This is a genomic window from Rhizobium sp. Root274 (genome assembly GCF_001429245.1).
Classification (GTDB): domain Bacteria; phylum Pseudomonadota; class Alphaproteobacteria; order Rhizobiales; family Rhizobiaceae; genus Allorhizobium.
This window is the reverse complement of sequence record NZ_LMJE01000001.1, coordinates 1628019-1647961: the sequence shown is the minus strand read 5'-3', so window position 1 is coordinate 1647961 and position 19943 is coordinate 1628019. Positions and strand designations below refer to the sequence as shown.

Sequence of the window (19943 nt, the reverse complement as noted above, 5' to 3'; positions counted from 1 at the left end):
CTCCCGTCTCAAGAGGTCGAGCCGATAACGCCCTCGACGAGATAACCCATGCTCTCAAGCTCGATCGCATCCTCGACGAGATCGGCCGTCACCACGACTGCACCCTTGTTGTCCTTGAGGCCCGCCTTGAAGACGGAGAAGCCGCCCTTCATCATTTCGGCCTGCGTCGCCTCGAACTTCGCGCGTGCCTCTGCCGAAACAGCAGGTCCAAGCGGGCTCATCTTGACGAAGCCGTCCTTCAACCCGCCGCGCACGAAGTTGCCGAGCTTTTCGCCCGCCTGCGCCTTCTTGACGAAGTCGGTATAGACATTGCCCCAGGCCCATTCGGCGCCGGTCAGGTATTTTTCAGGCGCAAGCGGGCTCTGGTTGGCATGGTAGCCGCAGACAAAGGCGCCGCGACCGGCAGCCGTCTCGACGACCACCTTCGGGCTGTCGACATGGCAGGTGATGACATCGGCGCCCTGGTCGATCAGCGCATTGGTGGCCTCGGCTTCCTTGACCGCCAGCGACCATTCGCCGGTGAAGATCACTTGGCAGGTAATCGACGGATCGACAGAGCGCGCGCCGAGCAGGAAGGAATTGATGTTCTGCACCACCTGCGGAATGGGTTTTGCCGCCACGAAGCCGATCTTCTTGCTCTTCGAGGCATAACCGGCAGTGATCCCGTTCAGATACTGTCCCTGGCCGATATAGCCGAAATAGGAACCCGTATTCATGGGATTCTTGCCCTCCTGCCACAGCCCGCCGCAATGGCGGAACTGGATGTCGGGATACTTCTCGGCCATCGCCAGCATATGGGGGTCGAAATAACCGAAGGAGGTCGGGAAGAGCAGCGTTGCGCCGTCGAGGTTGATCATCGATTCCATCGTCTTCTGCACATCGACGGTCTCAGGCACGTTTTCTTCTTCAACGACGGTCACGCCCGGCAACGCCTTGATGATCGCAGCACCTTCGGCATGGGCCTGGTTATAGCCGTAGTCGTCCTTCGGGCCGACATAGATGAAGCCCACGGTCAACGCGGCCTGGGCCGCTGCCTGACCAAAACTCATCGGCAGGGCGGCGGTACCGGCAAGTGCGGCGGAGGTTTTCAGGAAGGAGCGGCGGGTCACGGGCATGAATCTGGTCATTTGATGGTTCCCCTTATTGGCATTTTGCCATTCGTATTCTCGGGAAAGTGTATGCAACCCGTGTGCCAAAAATCTAAGCCGCTGGAATCGTGTCAGGAAACGAAAAGAGCAGTTCTTCGACTCAAACTGCATGCAGTTTTAATTGGCCGTCTGGCTAGGTTTTAGGCAGGCCTTGCAGACAAATATTCGACAAAACGATACACAACAACCGGAGCTGCCGGTTGCGGATAAGCCTGGAGACGTGGCCGTTGCAATTTGACTCCCACCGGGGGGCTTGGCATGTGTATGCAGTCATTGGGATCGAGATTGTGCTGCCAAGACCCGAAAAGAAAACGCTGACCCGGGCAGGGACCACCGTCGAACACATGGTCCGCGCCATCGCGGATCTGATCATCACGGGTGTCCTGAAGCCGGGTGAAAAGATGGACGAGGGCTCTCTGGCGGTCCGCTTCGAAGTCTCCCGAACACCCGTGCGCGAGGCCCTGCGCCAGCTTTGCGCCATGGGCCTGGTCGATCGCCAGCCGAACAAGCGGGCCGTGGTCACCAATGTCAGTGGCAGCGCGCTCAATTCGATGTTCGAGGCCATGGCCGAACTTGAGGCGATATGCGCCAGACTGTCCGCCGAGCGCATGACCACCGCCGAGCGGCGCCGGCTACAGAGGATGCACGAGGATTCGGCGGTTTTTGTCGGCGCGCTCGCTGGCGAGGATTACGAAGCCTTCAACACCGAATTTCACACGCAGCTGTATCGCGGTGCGCACAACGAACACATTTTCGAGCTGGCCACCCAGACCCGCGCGCGGTTATCGCCCTTTCGCCGCGCCCAGTTCCGTCTTGAGGGGCGTCTGTCGAAATCGTGGGGAGAGCATGACCAGATCGTCGCCTCGATCCTGCGCGGCGATGCTGTGCCAGCCGGCATCGCAGCCTACGAGCACGTGTCAATCGTTCGTGATGCCAGCGCCGCCTTTGCCAGGATTGGTCGCGGCTGATCGCTAGGCCGGAGTAGTCAGTGACCAGCGCCGGCAACCCCGCGTTTGTTCCGACAATTCCCTCTTAACGCAGGGCCGCCAACTCGTCCCGGTGACGCATCATCGCAAGCAGCAGGGCGTGATCACGCGCCAGAGCCTTTTGCCGCGCAGGATCCGGATGCACCGCCCGCAGCGGAAAGCGCATCGCGGCTCCGCCCGCTTCCGTGGAAGCAAAGACGCCTGCACAGACGCCGGCATGCAGCGCCGAACCCAGGAGCACGGCGTCACAGCCGTCGGGCACATGCATGACCCGACCAGTCGCATCGGCATAGAGTTGCGACAGCAACGGGTGATCGGCGAGCCCACCGGCCAGAAACAGGTTTTGCGGGTTTCCGGCCTTACTGGGCAGACGATCGATGATGTTACGGATGCTGCAGGCCAGCGCCACGCAGCTACGCCAATAGAGCCGCAACAACCCGTCCAGGCTGCGGTCGAGATCGAGTCCGGCAATCGTGCCTGTCAGCAGCGGGTCCGAGAGGGGTGACCGGGTGCCGTGAAAATCCGGTAGCACGCTGATCGGCAGACCGAAATCAGGCCCTTCCTGCGCCAGTCGCACGGTGATTCGATCGAGGATGTCGCGATGCCGATCTTTCGTTGGCGTTCCACCGGCCGGATGATCCTTGAGGATGTGGTCGAGGAAAGCGCCTGAAGCGGATTGCCCCGCTTCGGTCAACCAGAGGCCCGGCAGTGCGGCATCGCGAAAGCCGCCCCAACAGCCGGGTCCCGAGACTGGCTCGTCCGAGAGCATGAGGATGCAGCTTGATGTTCCGGCGATCAACGCCGCCCGGCTGCCGGGGAGGCGCTCATGAGTAAGGTCCGTCCCGAACAGGGCCACCGCCCCGGCATAGGCATCCACAAGCGCCGGCGCGACGAGGCATTCGGTGCTGAGGCCGAGCGCCTCTGCTGCTGTCGGCGACAAAGACCCGACCGGCACACGAATGGGATGAGATGCTTCGGGAAGTCCCGCTTTTTCAATCAGGTCAGCAAGACCGATCCGGGCGTAAAATTCGTTCGGTCGCGCGCCGGGGGGCTGTGGTGCATAGCCCCACTTGGATGCCAGGGGTGAATGACTTCGCCTGTCGATGCCCGTTGCCCGCCATGTCAGGTAGTCGCACAGGTCGAAGATCAGCCCCGCGTTCGCCCAGGTTTCTGGCTTGTGCCGCTTCAACCACAGGAGCTTCGGCAGCTGCATTTCGACCGAAAGCCGCCCGCCGAAGCGCTCAAGCATTGGATCGTCGAACCCATTGCATTCGCTCGTTTCGGCGAGGGCGCGGTGGTCCATCCACAAGATGGTGTCGTGTTCGCGCTTGTCCGTGGTGGAAACCGAAAGCGGCGCCCCGTCGCTCGTCCGCACCACAAGAGAACAGGTCGCGTCAAAACCGATGGCAGCGACGGTGCCGCCCGCGATGCCTGCCTCACGAAGGGCTGCCCGGGACGCCGCGCACACGGCACCCCAAATCTCCTCGCTGTCCTGTTCCATATGGTTGTGCAGCGGTCGGTGCACGGATATCGGCACAACACATCGTGCAAGCTGTCGGCCCGCGAGATCAAAGACACCGGCTCGCGCGCTGCCCGTGCCAACATCCACGGCCATGAGGTGCTCACGCATCAGAATTGTCTTCCAGTCTCCCCGCTCCGCCGACAAAGTGGAGCAAATCCTCCATCGCGTCAAACTTTGCGTCGGGATTGAGAGCGGCAAGTGCCGCTTGATAGGAGGCGTGGTTCGTGTGCGATCCCCCCGTAAAGGCGCAAACCGTCATGCCGGCGGCCTGGGCGGCCACAATCCCCGCCGGGCTGTCCTCAATGACCATGCAGGCCGATGGATCGGCACCCATGGCGGCAGCCGCATGAAGAAAAAGATCCGGCGCCGGTTTCCCGTGTTCGACCATGGTCGCACTGAAAATCGACGGTGTGAACAGGTGGAGCAGTCCGGTTGCAGCCAGCGACAATTCGATCCGCTCACGCTGGCTTGAGGAGGCAACACACCAGGAAATGCCTTGTTCTTTCAAGGCTGCGACGACACGGTCAACCCCTGCAATCGGCTGCAGCTCCTGCCGAAAGCGCGCATAGAGCGCTTCGCGCATGTGATGGAGAAAGACCTGGTCGATCTCCACCTGAAACTCCTGACGCACCGCCTCTGCCATGGAAGCGATGCTGCGTCCGAGAAACCGTTCGGCGGCACCATCCGCGTCGATCGCGATCCCCTTCACTGCCAGAGCCTCTACCAGCACCTCCAGCGCGATCGGTTCGCTGTCGACCAGAACCCCGTCACAATCGAAGATCACCAGTTGTGTCGGCTTGATTGCGATCATGGCGCAGACAGGGTTCCATCCAGGTAGCGCTGGAGGGTAGCTGCCGTTCCGTGGGTTCGCAAGCTGTTGATCGCGGCAAGGAAGCGCTTGCGAAACAGTGGGTGGCCGCCCGTGGCTCCGAAGATGTCGCTGAGGCCGAGGAAAGCATCCGGGTTCGTGCGCGATGCCAGTGCGGCTGTCTGCAGCCGTTCGGCACTCGCATCATTGAACACCAAGGCCTTGCCGCTGTCGGATACTCCCTCAAAATAGCGACACCACAGCGCCGAAACCAGCGCCAGCCCCTGCACGTCGAGCCCCTTGGCCAGCCGGTCGGCTGTGGAGGGTAGAATGAATTTTGGCTGGCGGTTCGATCCATCCTGCGCAAGCCGCGGGATCGTGTCGCCGATCTTCGGATTGAGGAAACGCCGTTCGATCAGATCGACATAATCCGCCAGGCTCGTGTCCGGCACCGGCGGGACGACCGGAACGATCTCCTCGTGCTCGAGCTTCGACAGGAAGGCGCGGATCAACGGATGTTCCATGGCCTCATGCACGAAGTGGATGTCGAGAAGCGCTGCCGGATAGGCGATCGCCGCATGGCCACCGTTCAGGATCCGAAGCTTCATCACCTCATAGGGCGCGACATCAGGCACGAAGGTGACCCCGACCGCCTCCAACCCCGGGCGCCCGAGCGGAAATTTGTCCTCCAGCACCCACTGCTTGAATTCTTCGCAAAAAACCGGCCAGCCGTCTTCGATACCGTAGACATCTCGAGTGAGATCAATTTCCCGTTGCCCGGTCGCCGGCGTGATCCGGTCGACCATGGCGTTCGGAAAGGCCACATTGGCATGGATCCAGTGCGCGAAATCCGGATCGGAGAGATGAGCCAGCCCGCAGAGCGTCGCTTCTGTGACCTCGCCATTGCCGGGAATGTTATCGCAGCACATCACGGTGAAGGGTGGATGTCCTGCCGCGCGCCGGACCTTCAATCCGGCAATGATCAGGCCGAACACCGTCTTCGGCGCATCAGGGGTTTGTGCATCGGCAACGATGGCGGGATGGGTGGGGTCAAATTTGCCCGTTGCCGGATCGATGAAATAGCCGCCTTCGGTAATCGTCATCGAGACGATCCGGATGGCCGGGTCCGCCAGCGTCGCGATGATGCGGTCGAAGTCCGGCGCCGTGATCACGTCCAGCATCGGCCCGGTCACCGTCGCGGCCGACCGCATCGTGTCCTGCTCGACCACAGTCGTCAGGAAATCCTGCGCCTTCAGCGTATCCCGCATCCTCTGGTCCGACGGCATGACGCCGGCGCCGATGATACCCCAGTCGAGATCGCGTCCCTGGTTGAACAGCTCGTGCAGATAAACTGCCATATGGGCCCGGTGAAAATTCCCGACACCGAAATGCAGGATGCCGGGTTTGATGTCCCCACGCTTATAGGCGGGGACCGAGGCGTTGGCCGAGATGTCGGCGAGATGGTCGAGTGAAAGTCTGGTCGTCATGATCTCGTTCCTTGGCTCGGAGCGCGGCCTGGGGGGCCGTCAGCTCATCCAGTTGCCGCCGTCGACATTGTAGGTCTGTGCGACGATGTAGTCGGCCTCGGCCGAGGCGAGGAAGATCGCCATGCCGGTCAGGTCTTCGGCCCGGCCCATTCGGCCGAGGGGAACCGCCTCACCGACGAGCTTCTTCTTTTCGCCCAGCGGTCGGTTCTCGTATTTGGCAAAGAGGGCATCCACCTCGTCCCACATCTCGGTACCGACAACGCCAGGTGCGATCCCGTTGACGTGGATGCCGTATTTGATCAGGTCTAGACCGGCGGATTGCGTAATCGAAATTACGGCGGCCTTCGATGCGCAATAGACGCCAACCAGGGCTTCGCCTCGGCGTCCGGCCTGACTTGCCATATTGATGATCTTGCCGCCGCGCCCCTGGGCGATCATCTGCTTGGCGACGGCCTGCAGCGTGAACAGGCAGCCCCCGACATTGATGTCGAACACGCGCTGATAGCTCTTGCGGGTGATTTCGACGATGGGTGCCAGATCGAAGATGGCCGCATTGTTGACGAGAATATCGATGCCACCAGCACGCTCGACGCAGGCCGCAACTGCAGCCTCGATCGAGTCCTGGTTCGAGACGTCGATCCGCACCGGATAGGCAGCAGAGCCGATTTCCGCAGCCGTTGCCGAGGCGCGTTCGAAATCGATATCGGCGATCGCAACGGCAGTTGCCCCCTCACGCACATAGGCCTCGGCGAAGGCGCGGCCGACGCCGCGCGCCGATCCCGTGATGATCGCCGATTTTCCGTTCAGTCTGCCAGTCATTGGGCCAGTCCTTTGTCATTAAATTTGTGCAAGCGGGCGGGGTCAGGCGTAATGAACACCTTGTCACCATGGGAGACAGGGAAGTCGCCGCTGGTGCGTACGGTCACCATACCGATCTTGTCGACATTCACGTGCAGGAAGGTGTCGGAGCCGAGATGCTCGGCGACGCCGACTACGCCCGGCCAGGTGCCACTCTCGGCGGAGAGCTTCACGTGCTCCGGTCGGAAGCCAATCGTGTGGGCATTGTAGGGTGCTGCCATTTCGCCCGAAGCGAAGTTCATGCGCGGCGAGCCGATAAAGCCGGCGACGAAGATGTTGTCGGGCTTGTTGTAGAGTTCAAGCGGCGAGCCGACCTGCTCGATATGACCGGCGTTCAACACCACGATTTTGTCGGCCATGGTCATGGCCTCGACCTGGTCATGGGTGACGTAGATCATTGTCGTCTTCAGTTGCTGGTGCAATTCGCTGATTTCGAGTCGCATCGTGCCGCGCAACGACGCATCCAGGTTGGAGAGCGGCTCGTCGAAGAGGAAGGCGGAGGGTTCGCGCACAATCGCGCGGCCGATGGCGACGCGCTGGCGCTGGCCACCGGAAAGCTGGCCCGGGCGACGATCCAGATAGTTGGTGAGGTTGAGCACGCGGGCCGCATCCGTCACCTTCTTGTCGATGACCGCAGGATCAAGCTTGGCCATTTTCAGCGGGAACGCGATATTGTTGCGTACGCTCATATGCGGATAGAGCGCATAGGACTGGAACACCATCGCCAGACCGCGCTTGGCGGGTGGCTCGTCGGTCACATCGCGGCCGTCGATGACGATGTGGCCGGTCGTGGTGTCTTCCAGCCCGGCGATCAGCCGCAGCAGCGTGGATTTTCCGCAGCCGGAAGGACCGACGAAGACGACGAATTCACCTTCCTTGATCTCCAGGTCGATACCGGGAATGACCGTGGTCGCTCCGAAGGATTTCGTCACCTTGTTGAGGACGATATTACCCATCTTCTTTTCTCCCCGTAGCGTTTCGGCTTGTTGGCCGCATAGCGGAATGCCGATTTGTTTATTTCACAGCGCCGAATGTCAGGCCGCGCACGAGTTGCTTCTGGCTGAACCAGCCCATGATCAGGATCGGGGCGATGGCGAGCGTCGAGGCGGCGGAAAGCTTGGCCCAGAACAGCCCTTGCGGACTGGAGAACGAACTGATGAAAGCCGTCAGCGGTGCAGCATTCGTCGCCGTCAGCCGGATCGTCCAGAAGGCTTCGTTCCAGGCAAGAATGATATTGAGCAGCATGGTCGAGGCGATCCCGGGAACAGCCATCGGGGTCAGCACGTAAACGATCTCGTTCCAGAGCGAGGCTCCGTCCATGCGGGCGGCTTCCAGGATTTCCGAAGGGATCTCGCGAAAATAGGTGTAGAGCATCCACACGACGATCGGCAGGTTGATCATCGTCAGCATCACAGTGAGGCCGATCCGGCTATCCAGCAGTCCGAGATTGCGGAAGATCAGATACATCGGAAACAGCACCGCAACGGCCGGCATCATCTTCGTGGAGAGCATCCACATCAGGATGTCCTTGGTCCGCTTGCCCGGCGAAAAGGCCATGGACCAGGCGGCGGGAATGGCGATCAGCAGCGCGAGAAGCGTGGAGCCCACCGACAGGATCACCGAATTCATGAAGGGCTTGAAGTAGTTGTACTGGCCCTGAACCTCGGCATAGCTTTCGAGCGTGCCCGACGGGATCAGGTTGAAGCCGGCAATCGCCTCGGTTTCTGATTTGAACGATGTGATGATCGTATAGAGGATCGGAAAGAAGATGATCAGGGCGACGATCCAGGCCGCGACCGTGAAGACTGCCTTGCGTTTCGTGCTGATAGCGCGTGCCATTGACGTATCCTCTTCGTTCCGCTCAGCGGTCCAGGTTCCTGCCCACCGCGCGCATGGCGAAGAAGGCGACGATATTGGCAAGGATGACGGCGATGATGCCCCCGGCTGATGCCTGGCCGATTTTGAATTCGAGTGAGGCCTTCTGGTAGACGAGGAAGGGCAGGTTGGTGGAGGCATAGCCCGGGCCGCCATTGGTGGTGACGAGGATCTCCGCATAGACGGCCAAAAGGAAGATCGTCTGGATCAGGATGACCACGGTGATCGCTCGCGACATATGCGGCAGCGTCAGGTGCCAGAAGCGGGACAGGAAACCCGCGCCATCCATTTCGGCCGCTTCCATCTGCTCTCCGTCGAGCGATTGCAGCGCTGTCAGCAGGATCAGTGTCGCAAAGGGCAGCCACTGCCAGGCGACGATGATGATGACTGAGAAAAGCGGATATTGCGCGAACCAGTCCACAGGTTGCACACCGAGAAAACGCGCTATGTCGGCAAAAACACCGTAGCTCGGATGCATGATCATGTTCTTCCAGACGAGCGCCGCAACCGGTGGCATGACGAAGAACGGCGAGATCACTAGGATGCGCACGATGCCCTGACCGAAGATCGGCTGGTCGAGCAGCAGGGCCAGCAGGATGCCCCCGATCACCGTGATCAGGAGGACGCTGCCAACGATCAGCAGCGTGTTGATGATCGAAGAGAGGAAGGCGGGGTTTGAGTAGAACAGCGCGTAGTTGGCAAAACCCACAAAGCCGTCACGCATCGGGTTCAGCGGATTATACTGCTGGAACGAAAACCACAGGGTGAAGACAAGCGGCACGATCATCCAGATGAATAGCAGCACCACGGAAGGCGCCATCATCAGCCGAGCAAGCGTTTGGGTCTGTCGCGTAGCCATGGTTCCCTCCCGATTTATCTGGACCGTTCGGTCTCTTGCTGCTCTTGAGCCGCGATGCCGATCCGCCTGAAAGCGTCGACACGGCTGGCATCAATCGTCACTTGGTACGTCTCAGGATTTGAAAAAATCCGTGCCCGTCCAGGCCGGTCGGAGCAGGGCCGGTCTTGTCGACTGCGGCCCTGCTCTCACTTCGGGAGGGTTACTTGATGTAGCCGCCTTCGGTCATCGTCGCGGTCGATGCGTCCTGTGCCTGCTTCAGCGCGTCGTCAACGCTCATCTGGCCGGCAAGAGCCGCCGAGAAGAGCTGGCCGACGGTCGTGCCAAGGCCCTGGAATTCAGGAATGGCGACGAACTGGACGCCGACATAAGGCACCGGCTTGACGGTCGGCTTGGTCGGGTCGGCAGCGTTGATCGAGTCGAGGGTCATCTTCGCAAACGGAGCGGCCTTCTGGTACTCGGGGTTAGCGTAGAGCGACGAACGGGTGCCCGGAGGAACGTTGGCCCAGCCTTCCTTGGATGCGACAAGCTCGAGATAGGCCTTGCCGGTTGCCCAGGAAACGAATTTCTGAGCGGCTTCCGCCTTCTGCGTGCCGGCCGGAACAGCCAGCGACCATGCCCAGAGCCAGTTGCCACGCTTGCCGAGACCGGTATCGGGCGCGAGTGCGTAAGCAACCTTGTCAGCGACGGTGGAGTCCTTCGGGTTCGACACGAAGGAAGCGGCCACCGTTGCGTCGATCCACATGCCGCACTTGCCCTGCTGGAAGAGCGCCAGGTTCTCGTTGAAGCCGTTCGAGGAAGCGCCAACGGGACCTGCGTCCTTCATCAGGTTGACGTAGAAGTCGAGCGTGTTCTTCCACTCGGGCTGGTCGAACTGGGGCTTCCAGTTTTCATCGAACCAGCGCGCTCCGAACGAGTTGGACATGGCAGTGAGGAAAGCCATGTTCTCGCCCCAGCCGGCCTTGCCGCGAAGGCAGATGCCGTTCACGCCGGTAGCGCGGTCGGTCATCTTGCGGGCAGCATCCGCAACGAAGTCCCAGGTCGGGGCGTCGGGCATCGTCAGTCCGGCCTTCTCCATCAGGTCCTTGCGGTACATGATGAAGGAGCTTTCGCCGTAGAACGGAGCTGCATAGAGCTTGCCGTCGACGGTGAGACCGCCTGCGATTGCCGGGATGATGTCGGCGGCATCATAGTCTGCGCCGAGATTGTCGAGCGGCAGAAGCCAATTCTGCTTGGCCCAGATCGGAACTTCATAGGTGCCGATCGTCATCACGTCATACTGGCCGCCCTTGGTGGCGATATCCGTCGTGACGCGTTCGCGCAGAACATTTTCTTCAAGCGTGACCCATTCGACCTGAATGTCAGGGTTCTGTGCGGTGAATTCCGACGTCAGACCCTGCATGCGGATCATGTCGCCATTGTTTACGGTCGCAATCGTCAGCGTTTCGGCCGAGGCCATGCCGGCAAGCGCCAGCGCTGAGCAGGCGCCCAGCAGAATCGTCTTCAATGTCATGTCTTCCTCCCAGAAGAAAAATGAGCATTCGCTTTGCTCATGGGCAATTACTCATTTACGAGGCGCGCAAAGTCAAGCGGGATTCATTGCTGCAATGCCGCATGAGCAAAGCAAGCTCTTGAATAATGGGGAGAAAAACTTTGTGGCGCTTAGCGCTTCAGCAGCAGTCGAGCTGTGTCTTCGTCCGTAATCAGGCCATTGACGTGACCGCCCCTGACGGCCGCGTGGATGGCAGCATGTTTGCGCTTGCCACGTGCGATGGCGATAACGGTCGAAGTTTCTCGGGATGGAATATTGAGGCTGGCGACCCGCTCGTTGACCGGATGGTCGAGAAGTTTTCCGTTCCCGCCAAAGATCCAGCCGCAAATTTCGCCAACCGCTCCGGCCTTCAGCAGGTCCTCCATTTCGTCGCGCTTCAGGAAGCCGTCAACGAGAAGGGGTGCATTAAGCGCAATGTCGCCAACGCCCACGAAGGTCACATCGGATTTCTGTCCCAGCGCGATCGTCGGCGCCACCAGCGGCTGCGCGTGAAGCAGAGCCTTTTCCTCAGGTGAGGACACGATGACCGGCAGCGGCATGGGATAATGCGGCGCCTTGATCGCATCCGCCATCGAGAAGATGACGTTGAAATAGGCCGCGGATCCATCCGGGCTTATATTGCCCGTCAGAGAGACGATCTTGTGCTGCGGACATTCCATCGGTGACAGCTGGTGGATCATCGCTCGCAGTGTGCGCCCTGTTCCCATGGCAATCACGAGCGGATCGGGCTGCTTCAGCCAGCGCTCCAGTTCGGCCGCCCCGGCTTCGGCAAGGCCCACCGTGGCAGACTCCGATTCGGGATCGGAGGGGACGATCTCCACCTGCCGTAACCCATACCGGTTCTTCAGCGCTTCCGCGAGTTCTAGGCATGCGGCGATCGGATGGTCGAGACGGACCTTGATCAAGCGCTCCGCGATGGAGAGTGAGACGAGACGCTGGGCACTTTGCCGGGAAATACCCATGAGCGCAGCGATTTCGTCCTGCGTCCGACCTGAGACGTAGTAGAGCCAGCCCGCGCGTGCCGCATCGTCCAGCCTCGTCTGTCCTTCACTACGCCGCGCCATGCCGTCTCCTCCCTTTGGAACAGTGCTGCCAATTTTGCCGCCTGCTGTCAAATCGGCACCGACCCGGACCAGAGGAACGGTTCACGATTGCGAACCGGTCAACATCGTGAACCGCAGAAAAAAAGTCCCGCCGAAGCGGGACCGAGGTGGGAGCCCTGAGGCTACCGGGGGAGGTTGGGGGAGGAATGTTGACCGTACAACGGTCGAATTTTACGAATGTTCCATCACCTGGAACAAAATTCGACCCTTGTCAGAAACTCCAGCAGTCGCTCATCCCGTGTCTACATCCGGGAGCTGCCTGGCGTCTTGCTGTCGCTCGTCTTCATCGCATCGCCCAGATCTTGTTTGACGGGATCTTGAAGATTCTCGCCCTGCGCGTCGCGGTCGGTATCCGGATCGTCCGCTGCCGGCAGATAGCCGCGAGGCCGATTTTCCTGCGGCCCTTCCCAGCGGGGTGACTGGTCCGTTGTGCCCGCTCTTCCGTCTTTTGGTGCGTTCATGCCCATGATGGTCTCCTTTGTGCTTGTCCGGTCCCAACCGGACACCTCCCGACCTGTTCCCAGGAACATTCGCCCCTCGCCTCTGTTTGTCGAATGCACTGTGAACCTGAAGCGATCGGGAAAGACATGGCATGACGAAACCACGCGTGGTCATCATCGGGGCGGGCTTCGGCGGTTTGGCCTGCGCAAAAGCGCTCGGAAACAGCGAGATCGACGTGACCGTCGTTGACCGTCGAAACCACAATCTGTTCCAGCCGCTCCTCTACCAGGTGGCAACAGCCGCCCTGTCACCCGCAGACGTTTCGGAGCCGATCCGCCGTACTCTGGCCCGCTACGACAACATTCGCGTTCTGATGGGCGAGGTGAACGGGATCGATAGCGAGGGGAAGGCAATTCTGCTGTCGGATGGTGCCCGCCTTCCCTATGACAGGCTGATCATCGCCACAGGGTCCGAATACAACTACTTCGGTCATGACGAATGGCATCGCCATGCGCCGGGCCTCAAATCGGTGCACGAGGCCCGCCAGATACGGCATCGCCTTCTGCTTGCCTTCGAACAGGCCGAGCGCAGCACGGACGAGGCCGAGAAGCGCAGGCTTCTAACCAGCGTGATTGTCGGCGGCGGGCCGACTGGGGTAGAGATGGCCGGCGCCATCTCCGAGCTCGGCTCTTTCATGATTGCCAAGGATTTCGACAGCCTGTCACGCGATCAGTTTCGTGTGCTCCTCGTAGAAGCAGGGCCAAGGATCCTCGCAAGCTTCCCTCAGGACCTCTCCGATTATGCCGCCGCCTACCTCACCCGCATCGGAGTAGAGATCCACCTGAAGACGGCGGTCGAGGACATCGAACCGGACCGCATTCGAATGGCCGGCGAATGGCTGCCGGCCGGTTGCATCGTCTGGGGCGCGGGCGTGAAGGCGTCGCCGGCAGCCCGCTGGTTGGGTGTTGAGCCGGGTCCCGCCGGGCGCCTCCCGGTCGATCCCCGTCTTGCTGTTATCGGGCGGCCCGATATCTATGCACTGGGCGACACTGCGCTTGCACTCGATGCGGACGGCAAGCCCCTACCGGCTTTGGCGCAAGTCGCAAAGCAGCAGGGGCTCTATCTGGGCAAGGCGCTGAAGGCAGAACTGCTGACCGGCGCGATATCCCCGCCTTTCGCCTTCCACAATCGCGGCAACACCGCCGTCATCGGTCGCAACGCGGCCATCTTCGACTTCGGTCGCTGGCATCTGAAAGGCAGGTTTGCCTGGTTTCTCTGGGCCATTGTCCATGTCTGGCTGCTGGTCAATTTCGAAAAGCGCCTTCTTGTCAGCATCCAGTGGCTGTGGCGCTATGCCACCCGGCAAAGAGGCGCCCGGCTGATTGATGAGGATGCGGTCGGGCACATCATGCCGTCATCTGCTGCAGATCCTCAGCACCCTCATTGATCCGCATTTCTGAAAAAAAAGAAAACGTCTTGACGAATGTAATGTTATTACATATCGGATGAGCGACGCAGGATCTGCTTGACCAGTCTGTCTCTGAGGTTCTATTCATGGGGGGACGGTTCCCCCACCGGATGACTTCGAGGGGATTAATAGGGAACACGGTGCGGAAGACCCTGAAGGGACCAAGACCGTGGCTGCCCCCGCAACTGTAAGCGGATTGCCGTTCATCCTCGCGGCGCGAAAGCGCCGGGCCACTGCGAGAGATCGTGGGAAGGCAGATGAACAGCACATATTCGTGAGCCAGGAGACCTGCCGTCAGCAGAGAGAAGAACGTAGCGGACGGGGTGTTCCGATGGATACGAACTGGCTTGCAAACCGCGCTTTCGGCGCGTGTTCATGGGTGCCATTTTGCCTCCGGAGAAGTCCTGCGGAGGAAAGATTTGCCGGACATCATCAGCGATAGTTTCAGCGCGTCTGCTGAAATGGGCAACGCCACGGCTGCCTTCCCGCCCGGGAGGGCTGGACGATGAGCTGCGATACCAAAGGCATCTCTGTGAGGGCATCCGGCCTCGGCTGGGGACCAAAGCCATCACAGTTTCTCATCCGCGATGTCTCCTTTGCGGTCGAAGGAGGAGATCGTCTCGCCATTGTCGGGCCGAATGGAGCCGGCAAGACGACCCTCCTGCGCTGTCTCTACCGTGGCGTCACGCCGCTTGAAGGCAGGGTGGAAATTGATGGTCATGATATCGCGGATCTGACCCCGCGTCAGGTTGCCCGCCGCGTGGCCGTCGTTCTGCAGGAAATGCCAGCGGATTTCCCCTTCACTGTCCAGGACGTCGTCCTGATGGGCCGCGTGCCCTGGCGGGAGGGCCTGACAGGCTGGACCGCACAGGACCGCGACGAAGCCCGTCATGCGCTGGAACATCTCGATCTGCTGTCTCTTGCCTCCCGTCAGTTTTCCACACTGTCCGGCGGCGAAAAGCAGCGCGTCCTCGTGGCACGGGCTTTGGCGCAGAACCCCGAGATCGTCATTCTCGACGAGCCCACCAACCATCTCGACATCCGTCATCAGCTCGAGATCCTGGCGCTGCTCGCCACGCTGCGGCTGACCATCGTCACCACCTTGCACGACATCAATCTGGCCGCCGATTTCGCCACCCATGTCGCACTGATGCAGTCTGGCCGCATGACCGCCTTCGGCCATCCGGACGAAGTCCTGACCGATCACGCCATCTCCGGCACCTTTGGCGTTCTTGCCGAGCGTCAGCGCATGGCGGGTGCCGGTCTTTCCCGTTTTTCATTCTCGCTTGCCAGTTCCTGATTTCGAAAGAATCCCTCATGTTGACGCCCCGTCTGCTCTCCGCCGCCACTCTTTTCGCTGCCGTTCTGGCCGCTTCCACAGCCGCAGCCTTTCCCGTCACGGTGAAAAGCTGCGACCGTGATGTCACCTTCGACGAGGCGCCGAAGCGGGCGGTCTCCAACGACGTCAATCTGACCGAGATGATGCTGGCCCTGAAGCTGCAGGACCATATGGTTGGCTATACCGGCATCTCCGGCTGGAAGACGCTGGATGAGAGCCTGCGCGAGGGTGTGAAGGAACTCCCCGAACTCTCTCCCAAATATCCGAGCAAGGAAGTCCTGCTTGAGGCGGATGCCGATTTCTATTTCGCCGGCTGGAACTACGGCATGAAGGTCGGCGGCGAAGTGACGCCCGAGACGCTGAGCCCCTTTGGCATCAAGGTCTATGAACTGACCGAATCCTGCAGCCACATCATGGCCAAGGCCAAGCCGACCATGGACGACATGTTCGTCGATCTCCTCAATCTCGGCCGTATCTTCGGCGTCGAAGACCGTGCGGAAGCACTCGTCGCCGGCTACAAAAGCGATTTGGCAAAAATCCAGGAGCGGATCGGCACCGTCAAGGAACCTGTCCGCGTCTTCGTCTATGATTCCGGCAACGAAAAGCCCTTCACCTCAGGCCGCTTCGGCATCCCGACAGCCATGATCGAAGCCGCTGGCGGCATCAACATCATGGATGACGTCGAGAAAAGCTGGACAGAGGTCTCCTGGGAGCCGGTGATCGACCGCAACCCGCAAGTCATCGTCATCGTTGACTACGGCGACGTCACCGCCGAGCAGAAAATCGCCTTCATGAAGGAGAACCCTGCGTTCAAGAACCTCGAAGCCGTCAAGGCGGATCGCTTCGTCGTACTCGCTTACGTCGAAGCCACGCCGGGGCCGCGCAATGTTGCGGCAATCGAACGCCTCGCCGAAGCCTTTCACCCGCGCAACATGTAAGCACATCGACTGACACCGAGCCGCAGCTCTGCGGTCGATCGGGTCACCCAATCAGGATTAAAACAGCATGCGCGGCAGCAGGATATTGATCTGGACGGCAGGCGCTCTCGGCCTGCTGGTCCTCTGCGTCACGCTCGGCGTATCGCTCGGCTCGGCACGCATCCCCGTGGGGACCGTCTGGTCGATCCTCGGCCACCACGTCGCGCCCGACCTCTTCGAGCAGACCTGGTCCGCCGGCCGTGACAGCATCGTCTGGGAAGTGCGTCTGCCCCGCGTCCTGCTCGCCGCTCTGGTCGGCGCTGGTTTGGCCGTCGTTGGCGCCGTGCTCCAGTCGATCACCCGCAATCCACTCGCCGACCCGCACCTGCTCGGCGTATCCTCCGGCGGCGCCCTCGGCGCGATTATCGCACTTCTGCACACCGGCCTGATCTTCGGCGTGATCACTGTGCCCCTGTTCGCCTTTGCAGGCGCGCTCGGCGCCACCATGGCCGTGGTCGCCGTCACCCGCATGACCGGCGCTGCCCCGGACCGGCTGGTCCTGTCGGGCGTGGCAGTCGCTTTCATCGCCACGTCGCTCGGCAATCTCGCGATCTTCCTCGGCGATCCTCGTGCCGCCCACACGGTCATCTTCTGGATGCTTGGTGGCCTTGGCCTCGCCGAATGGAGCCACCTTGCCTACCCGGCCGTCACGCTCACCGCCTCCCTCGTCTTCCTCGTCCTGCGGGCCCGGGAAATCAACGCGCTTGCCATGGGGGACGAAACGGCGGCCACGCTTGGCGTGCCGGTCGCCCGCTTCAGGGCCGAACTCTTCATCGTGACGGCACTGCTCACCGGCGTCATGGTCGCCTTCTCCGGGGCCATCGGTTTCGTCGGCCTACTCGTCCCCCATTTCGTCCGCCTCACCGGCGGCAGCGACAATGTTCGCGTCATTCCCCTGTCCGCCTTGGTCGGCGCCGTGGTGCTCATCCTCGCCGACGTCGTCTCCCGCACGATCATGGCGCCGGAAGACGTGCCGATCGGTGTGATCACCGGCCTCGTCGGTGGCTTCTCCTTCATCCTCCTTCTGAGACGTTGCTGAAGCCCTCGTGAAATTTCTGTTGCCCTTGTTTCGTTTTGACTTAGGTTGAAGAAAAACGAAAGAGTAGGGGATGGAGATGCTACTTTCGGCGCGACAGACGGAAATCATGGCGCTCGCCAAGGAATATGGGCGCGTTCTCGTGGATGAACTGGCGGCTCGCTTTGCGGTCACGCCGCAGACGATCCGCAAGGATCTCAATGACCTGTGCGATATCAGGGCCTTGAACCGAATCCACGGAGGCGCCGTATTCCCGACCGGAAACGAAAACGTCAAATACGAAGCGCGCCGCTCCATGGCCGCCACGGAGAAACAGGCCATCGGTCGCGCCGCAGCCGATCTCATTCCCGACAATTCCTCGCTCTTCATCAATATCGGCACCACAACCGAGGCCGTGGGGGACGCACTCGTCGACCACAAGGAGTTGATGGTCATCACGAATAACATCAACGTCGCCAATCGCTTGCGGGTATTTCCCTCGATCGAGGTGGTCATCGCGGGCGGTGTCGTGCGTGGCTCCGATGGCGGCATTGTAGGCGAGGCGGCTGTTGATTTCATCCGTCAGTTCAAGGTGGATTTCGCCGTGATCGGCGTCTCCGCCATTGATGCCGATGGCGCGCTGCTCGATTTCGATTTCCGCGAAGTGAAAGTGGCCCAGGCCATTATCGCCAATGCGCGCCATGTTATTCTCGTCTCTGATGCCTCCAAGTTCGAGCGAACGGCACCGGTGCGCATTGGCCATATTTCCCAGGTTCAGACCTTCATTACCGATCATTGTCCCTCCGACAGCATCCGATTGATCTGTGGCGAAAACGACGTCCGAATGATTGAAACCGCTGTCATCGAACCCAACCCGGACGCTCCTTAACTTTCGTTTGACATTCGTTTAAATTTCGATTTAGATATCCATGCTTTCGCTATTGCAGCAAATGCTGCGCTGCGAAAACGGGGAGGAAAGATGTCAGGGCAGCCTATCTACGATCTGTTTGTGATCGGTGGCGGGATCAATGGAACCGGGATCGCACGTGATGCGGCCGGTCGTGGTTACTCCGTTGCCCTGGCGGAAATGAACGATTTCGCCTCCGGCACATCGTCTGGTGCCACCAAGCTGATCCATGGCGGCCTGCGTTATCTCGAGCATTACGAATTCCGTCTTGTGCGCGAAGCGCTAATGGAACGCGAAGTTCTTTGGGCCATGGCGCCGCACGTCATCTGGCCGCTGCGTTTCGTCCTGCCCTTCCAGAAGGGCGGCATCCGCCCCGCCTGGCTCATTCGGCTCGGCCTTTTCCTGTATGACCATCTGGGTGGTCGCAAGCTCTTGCCAGCCACGCGAACGCTCGATCTCCGCCGCGATCCCGCCGGCAAGCCGCTGAAGCCGATCTTTTCAAAGGCATTCGAATATTCCGACGGCTGGGTCGATGATGCGCGCATGGTCGTCTTGAACGCCCGCGATGCCGAAATTCGTGGCGCAACCATCCTCAGCCGCTCGCGCGTCACCTCGGCCAAGCGCGAGGACGGTATCTGGGTCATCACCACCCGCAAGCGCGATGGATCCGTTTCCACGCACCGCGCCCGCATGCTGGTGAACGCCGCAGGCCCCTGGGTCGATCAGGTGCTCGCCGGCGCCTTCGGCCGCAACAATGTCCACAACGTCCGCCTGGTGCAGGGCAGCCACATCATCGTGAAGAAGAAGTTCAACGATGCGCGCGCCTACTTCTTCCAGAACCCTGATAACCGCATCATTTTTGCCATTCCCTATGAGCGCGACTTCACCCTGATCGGCACCACCGATCGCGACTACACCGACGACCCGAAGGATGTGCGCATCAGCGCCGAAGAGGTGGACTACCTCTGTGGTGCCGCCAGCGAATATTTCCAGGAACCCGTGCTGCCCGGCGATATCGTCTGGAGCTACTCGGCAGTCCGACCGCTGTTCGATGACGGCGCCTCGAAGGCGCAGGAAGCCACCCGCGATTACGTCCTGAAGGTCGAGGGCAAGGAGGGCGATGCGCCCCTGCTCAACGTCTTCGGTGGCAAGCTCACGACCTATCGCCGTCTCGCCGAACATGCGTTGGAAAAAATCGGTGAGACAATCGGGGAAAAGGGCGCGTCCTGGACGGCCGCCAGCACATTGCCCGGCGGCGATTTTGCAGTCACCGCATACGAGCCGACCGTTGCAAAACTGCTGAACGCCTATCCTTTCCTGCAAAGGGCGCATGCCGAGCGGCTGATCCGCTGTTACGGCACCGATGCCAACACCATTCTCGGCGCCGCCCGGAAGATCGAAGATCTGGGACGCTATTTTGGCGGCACACTTTACGAGGCCGAGGTTCGCTGGCTGATCGAGCGGGAATGGGCAGTGACGGCAGAAGACGTGCTGTGGCGCCGAACGAAGCAAGGTTTGTTCCTGACGCCGGAGGAGGCGGAAGGGCTTGAAGGTTACATGGGGCTGATGGCTGCGGCTTGAGGCCATAATGACGATACCGA

General features: G+C 60.8%; 18 protein-coding genes and 1 riboswitch. Of the genes, 7 read left to right on the top strand and 11 right to left on the bottom strand.

Annotation, left to right across the window (positions count from 1 at the left end; translation table 11 throughout):
- Nucleotides 1-8 precede the first annotated feature (8 nt).
- Nucleotides 9-1127, bottom strand: a complete 1119-nt coding sequence (locus ASE36_RS08195) for a BMP family ABC transporter substrate-binding protein (RefSeq protein WP_062277521.1) — start codon at nt 1125-1127, stop codon at nt 9-11.
- 365 nt (nt 1128-1492) lie between these two features.
- Between ASE36_RS08195 and ASE36_RS08190 the strand changes: the two genes are divergently transcribed.
- A complete protein-coding gene (locus ASE36_RS08190) occupies nt 1493-2116 on the top strand; it encodes a GntR family transcriptional regulator (protein ID WP_413813650.1) in 624 nt (207 codons plus the stop codon).
- Nucleotides 2117-2180: 64 nt separating this feature from the next.
- Here ASE36_RS08190 and ASE36_RS08185 read toward each other — a convergent pair whose 3' ends face one another.
- From ASE36_RS08185 to ASE36_RS08140, 10 genes are all read right to left on the bottom strand, one after another.
- Entirely contained in the window at nt 2181-3764 is a 1584-nt protein-coding gene (locus ASE36_RS08185; RefSeq protein WP_062277518.1) for an FGGY family pentulose kinase, read from the bottom strand.
- Nucleotides 3757-4464, bottom strand: a complete 708-nt coding sequence (locus ASE36_RS08180; protein ID WP_413813649.1) for an HAD family hydrolase — start codon at nt 4462-4464, stop codon at nt 3757-3759. The genes ASE36_RS08185 and ASE36_RS08180 overlap by 8 nt, the downstream gene beginning before the upstream one ends.
- Nucleotides 4464-5951: a mannitol dehydrogenase family protein gene (locus ASE36_RS08175; RefSeq protein ID WP_062277512.1), complete on the bottom strand. Its 1488-nt coding sequence runs from the start codon at nt 5949-5951 to the stop codon at nt 4464-4466. The genes ASE36_RS08180 and ASE36_RS08175 overlap by 1 nt, the downstream gene beginning before the upstream one ends.
- 39 nt (nt 5952-5990) lie before the next feature.
- Nucleotides 5991-6770, bottom strand: a complete 780-nt coding sequence (locus ASE36_RS08170) for an L-iditol 2-dehydrogenase (RefSeq protein WP_062277509.1) — start codon at nt 6768-6770, stop codon at nt 5991-5993.
- Complete coding sequence (locus tag ASE36_RS08165; protein WP_062277507.1) at nt 6767-7765, bottom strand: ABC transporter ATP-binding protein; 999 nt, start codon at nt 7763-7765, stop codon at nt 6767-6769. The genes ASE36_RS08170 and ASE36_RS08165 overlap by 4 nt, the downstream gene beginning before the upstream one ends.
- Nucleotides 7766-7823: 58 nt before the next feature.
- Nucleotides 7824-8648: a carbohydrate ABC transporter permease gene (locus ASE36_RS08160; RefSeq protein WP_062277504.1), complete on the bottom strand. Its 825-nt coding sequence runs from the start codon at nt 8646-8648 to the stop codon at nt 7824-7826.
- Nucleotides 8649-8670: 22 nt separating this feature from the next.
- Nucleotides 8671-9543: a carbohydrate ABC transporter permease gene (locus tag ASE36_RS08155; RefSeq protein ID WP_062277501.1), complete on the bottom strand. Its 873-nt coding sequence runs from the start codon at nt 9541-9543 to the stop codon at nt 8671-8673.
- A 199-nt stretch (nt 9544-9742) separates the two neighbouring features.
- Complete coding sequence (locus ASE36_RS08150; RefSeq protein ID WP_062277498.1) at nt 9743-11053, bottom strand: ABC transporter substrate-binding protein; 1311 nt, start codon at nt 11051-11053, stop codon at nt 9743-9745.
- A 149-nt stretch (nt 11054-11202) separates the two neighbouring features.
- Nucleotides 11203-12156 (bottom strand): sugar-binding transcriptional regulator, encoded by a 954-nt coding sequence (locus ASE36_RS08145; RefSeq protein ID WP_062277496.1) that lies wholly within the window; start codon nt 12154-12156, stop codon nt 11203-11205.
- A gap of 281 nt (nt 12157-12437) precedes the next feature.
- Nucleotides 12438-12662, bottom strand: a complete 225-nt coding sequence (locus tag ASE36_RS08140) for a hypothetical protein (RefSeq protein WP_062277492.1) — start codon at nt 12660-12662, stop codon at nt 12438-12440.
- Between the two features lie 125 nt (nt 12663-12787).
- On the opposite strand from ASE36_RS08140, the gene ASE36_RS08135 reads away from it, so the two are divergent.
- The 6 genes from ASE36_RS08135 (at nt 12788) to glpD (ending at nt 19923) form a co-directional block, all read left to right on the top strand.
- Nucleotides 12788-14083, top strand: a complete 1296-nt coding sequence (locus ASE36_RS08135; protein ID WP_062277480.1) for an NAD(P)/FAD-dependent oxidoreductase — start codon at nt 12788-12790, stop codon at nt 14081-14083.
- Nucleotides 14084-14182: 99 nt separating this feature from the next.
- Nucleotides 14183-14415: riboswitch (cobalamin riboswitch) on the top strand.
- Nucleotides 14416-14609: 194 nt separating this feature from the next.
- A complete protein-coding gene (locus ASE36_RS08130) occupies nt 14610-15404 on the top strand; it encodes an ABC transporter ATP-binding protein (RefSeq protein ID WP_062277477.1) in 795 nt (264 codons plus the stop codon).
- 17 nt (nt 15405-15421) lie between these two features.
- The gene (locus ASE36_RS08125) at nt 15422-16381 is read left to right on the top strand and encodes an ABC transporter substrate-binding protein (RefSeq protein ID WP_062277473.1); all 960 of its coding nucleotides are present in this window, start codon (nt 15422-15424) and stop codon (nt 16379-16381) included.
- A 67-nt stretch (nt 16382-16448) separates the two neighbouring features.
- The gene (locus ASE36_RS08120) at nt 16449-17459 is read left to right on the top strand and encodes a FecCD family ABC transporter permease (protein WP_062277470.1); all 1011 of its coding nucleotides are present in this window, start codon (nt 16449-16451) and stop codon (nt 17457-17459) included.
- Nucleotides 17460-17535: 76 nt separating this feature from the next.
- Nucleotides 17536-18324, top strand: coding sequence for a DeoR/GlpR family DNA-binding transcription regulator (locus ASE36_RS08115; protein WP_062278214.1), 789 nt, complete (start codon nt 17536-17538; stop codon nt 18322-18324).
- A gap of 90 nt (nt 18325-18414) precedes the next feature.
- Complete coding sequence (glpD, locus tag ASE36_RS08110) at nt 18415-19923, top strand: glycerol-3-phosphate dehydrogenase (protein WP_062277467.1); 1509 nt, start codon at nt 18415-18417, stop codon at nt 19921-19923.
- Nucleotides 19924-19943 lie beyond the last annotated feature (20 nt).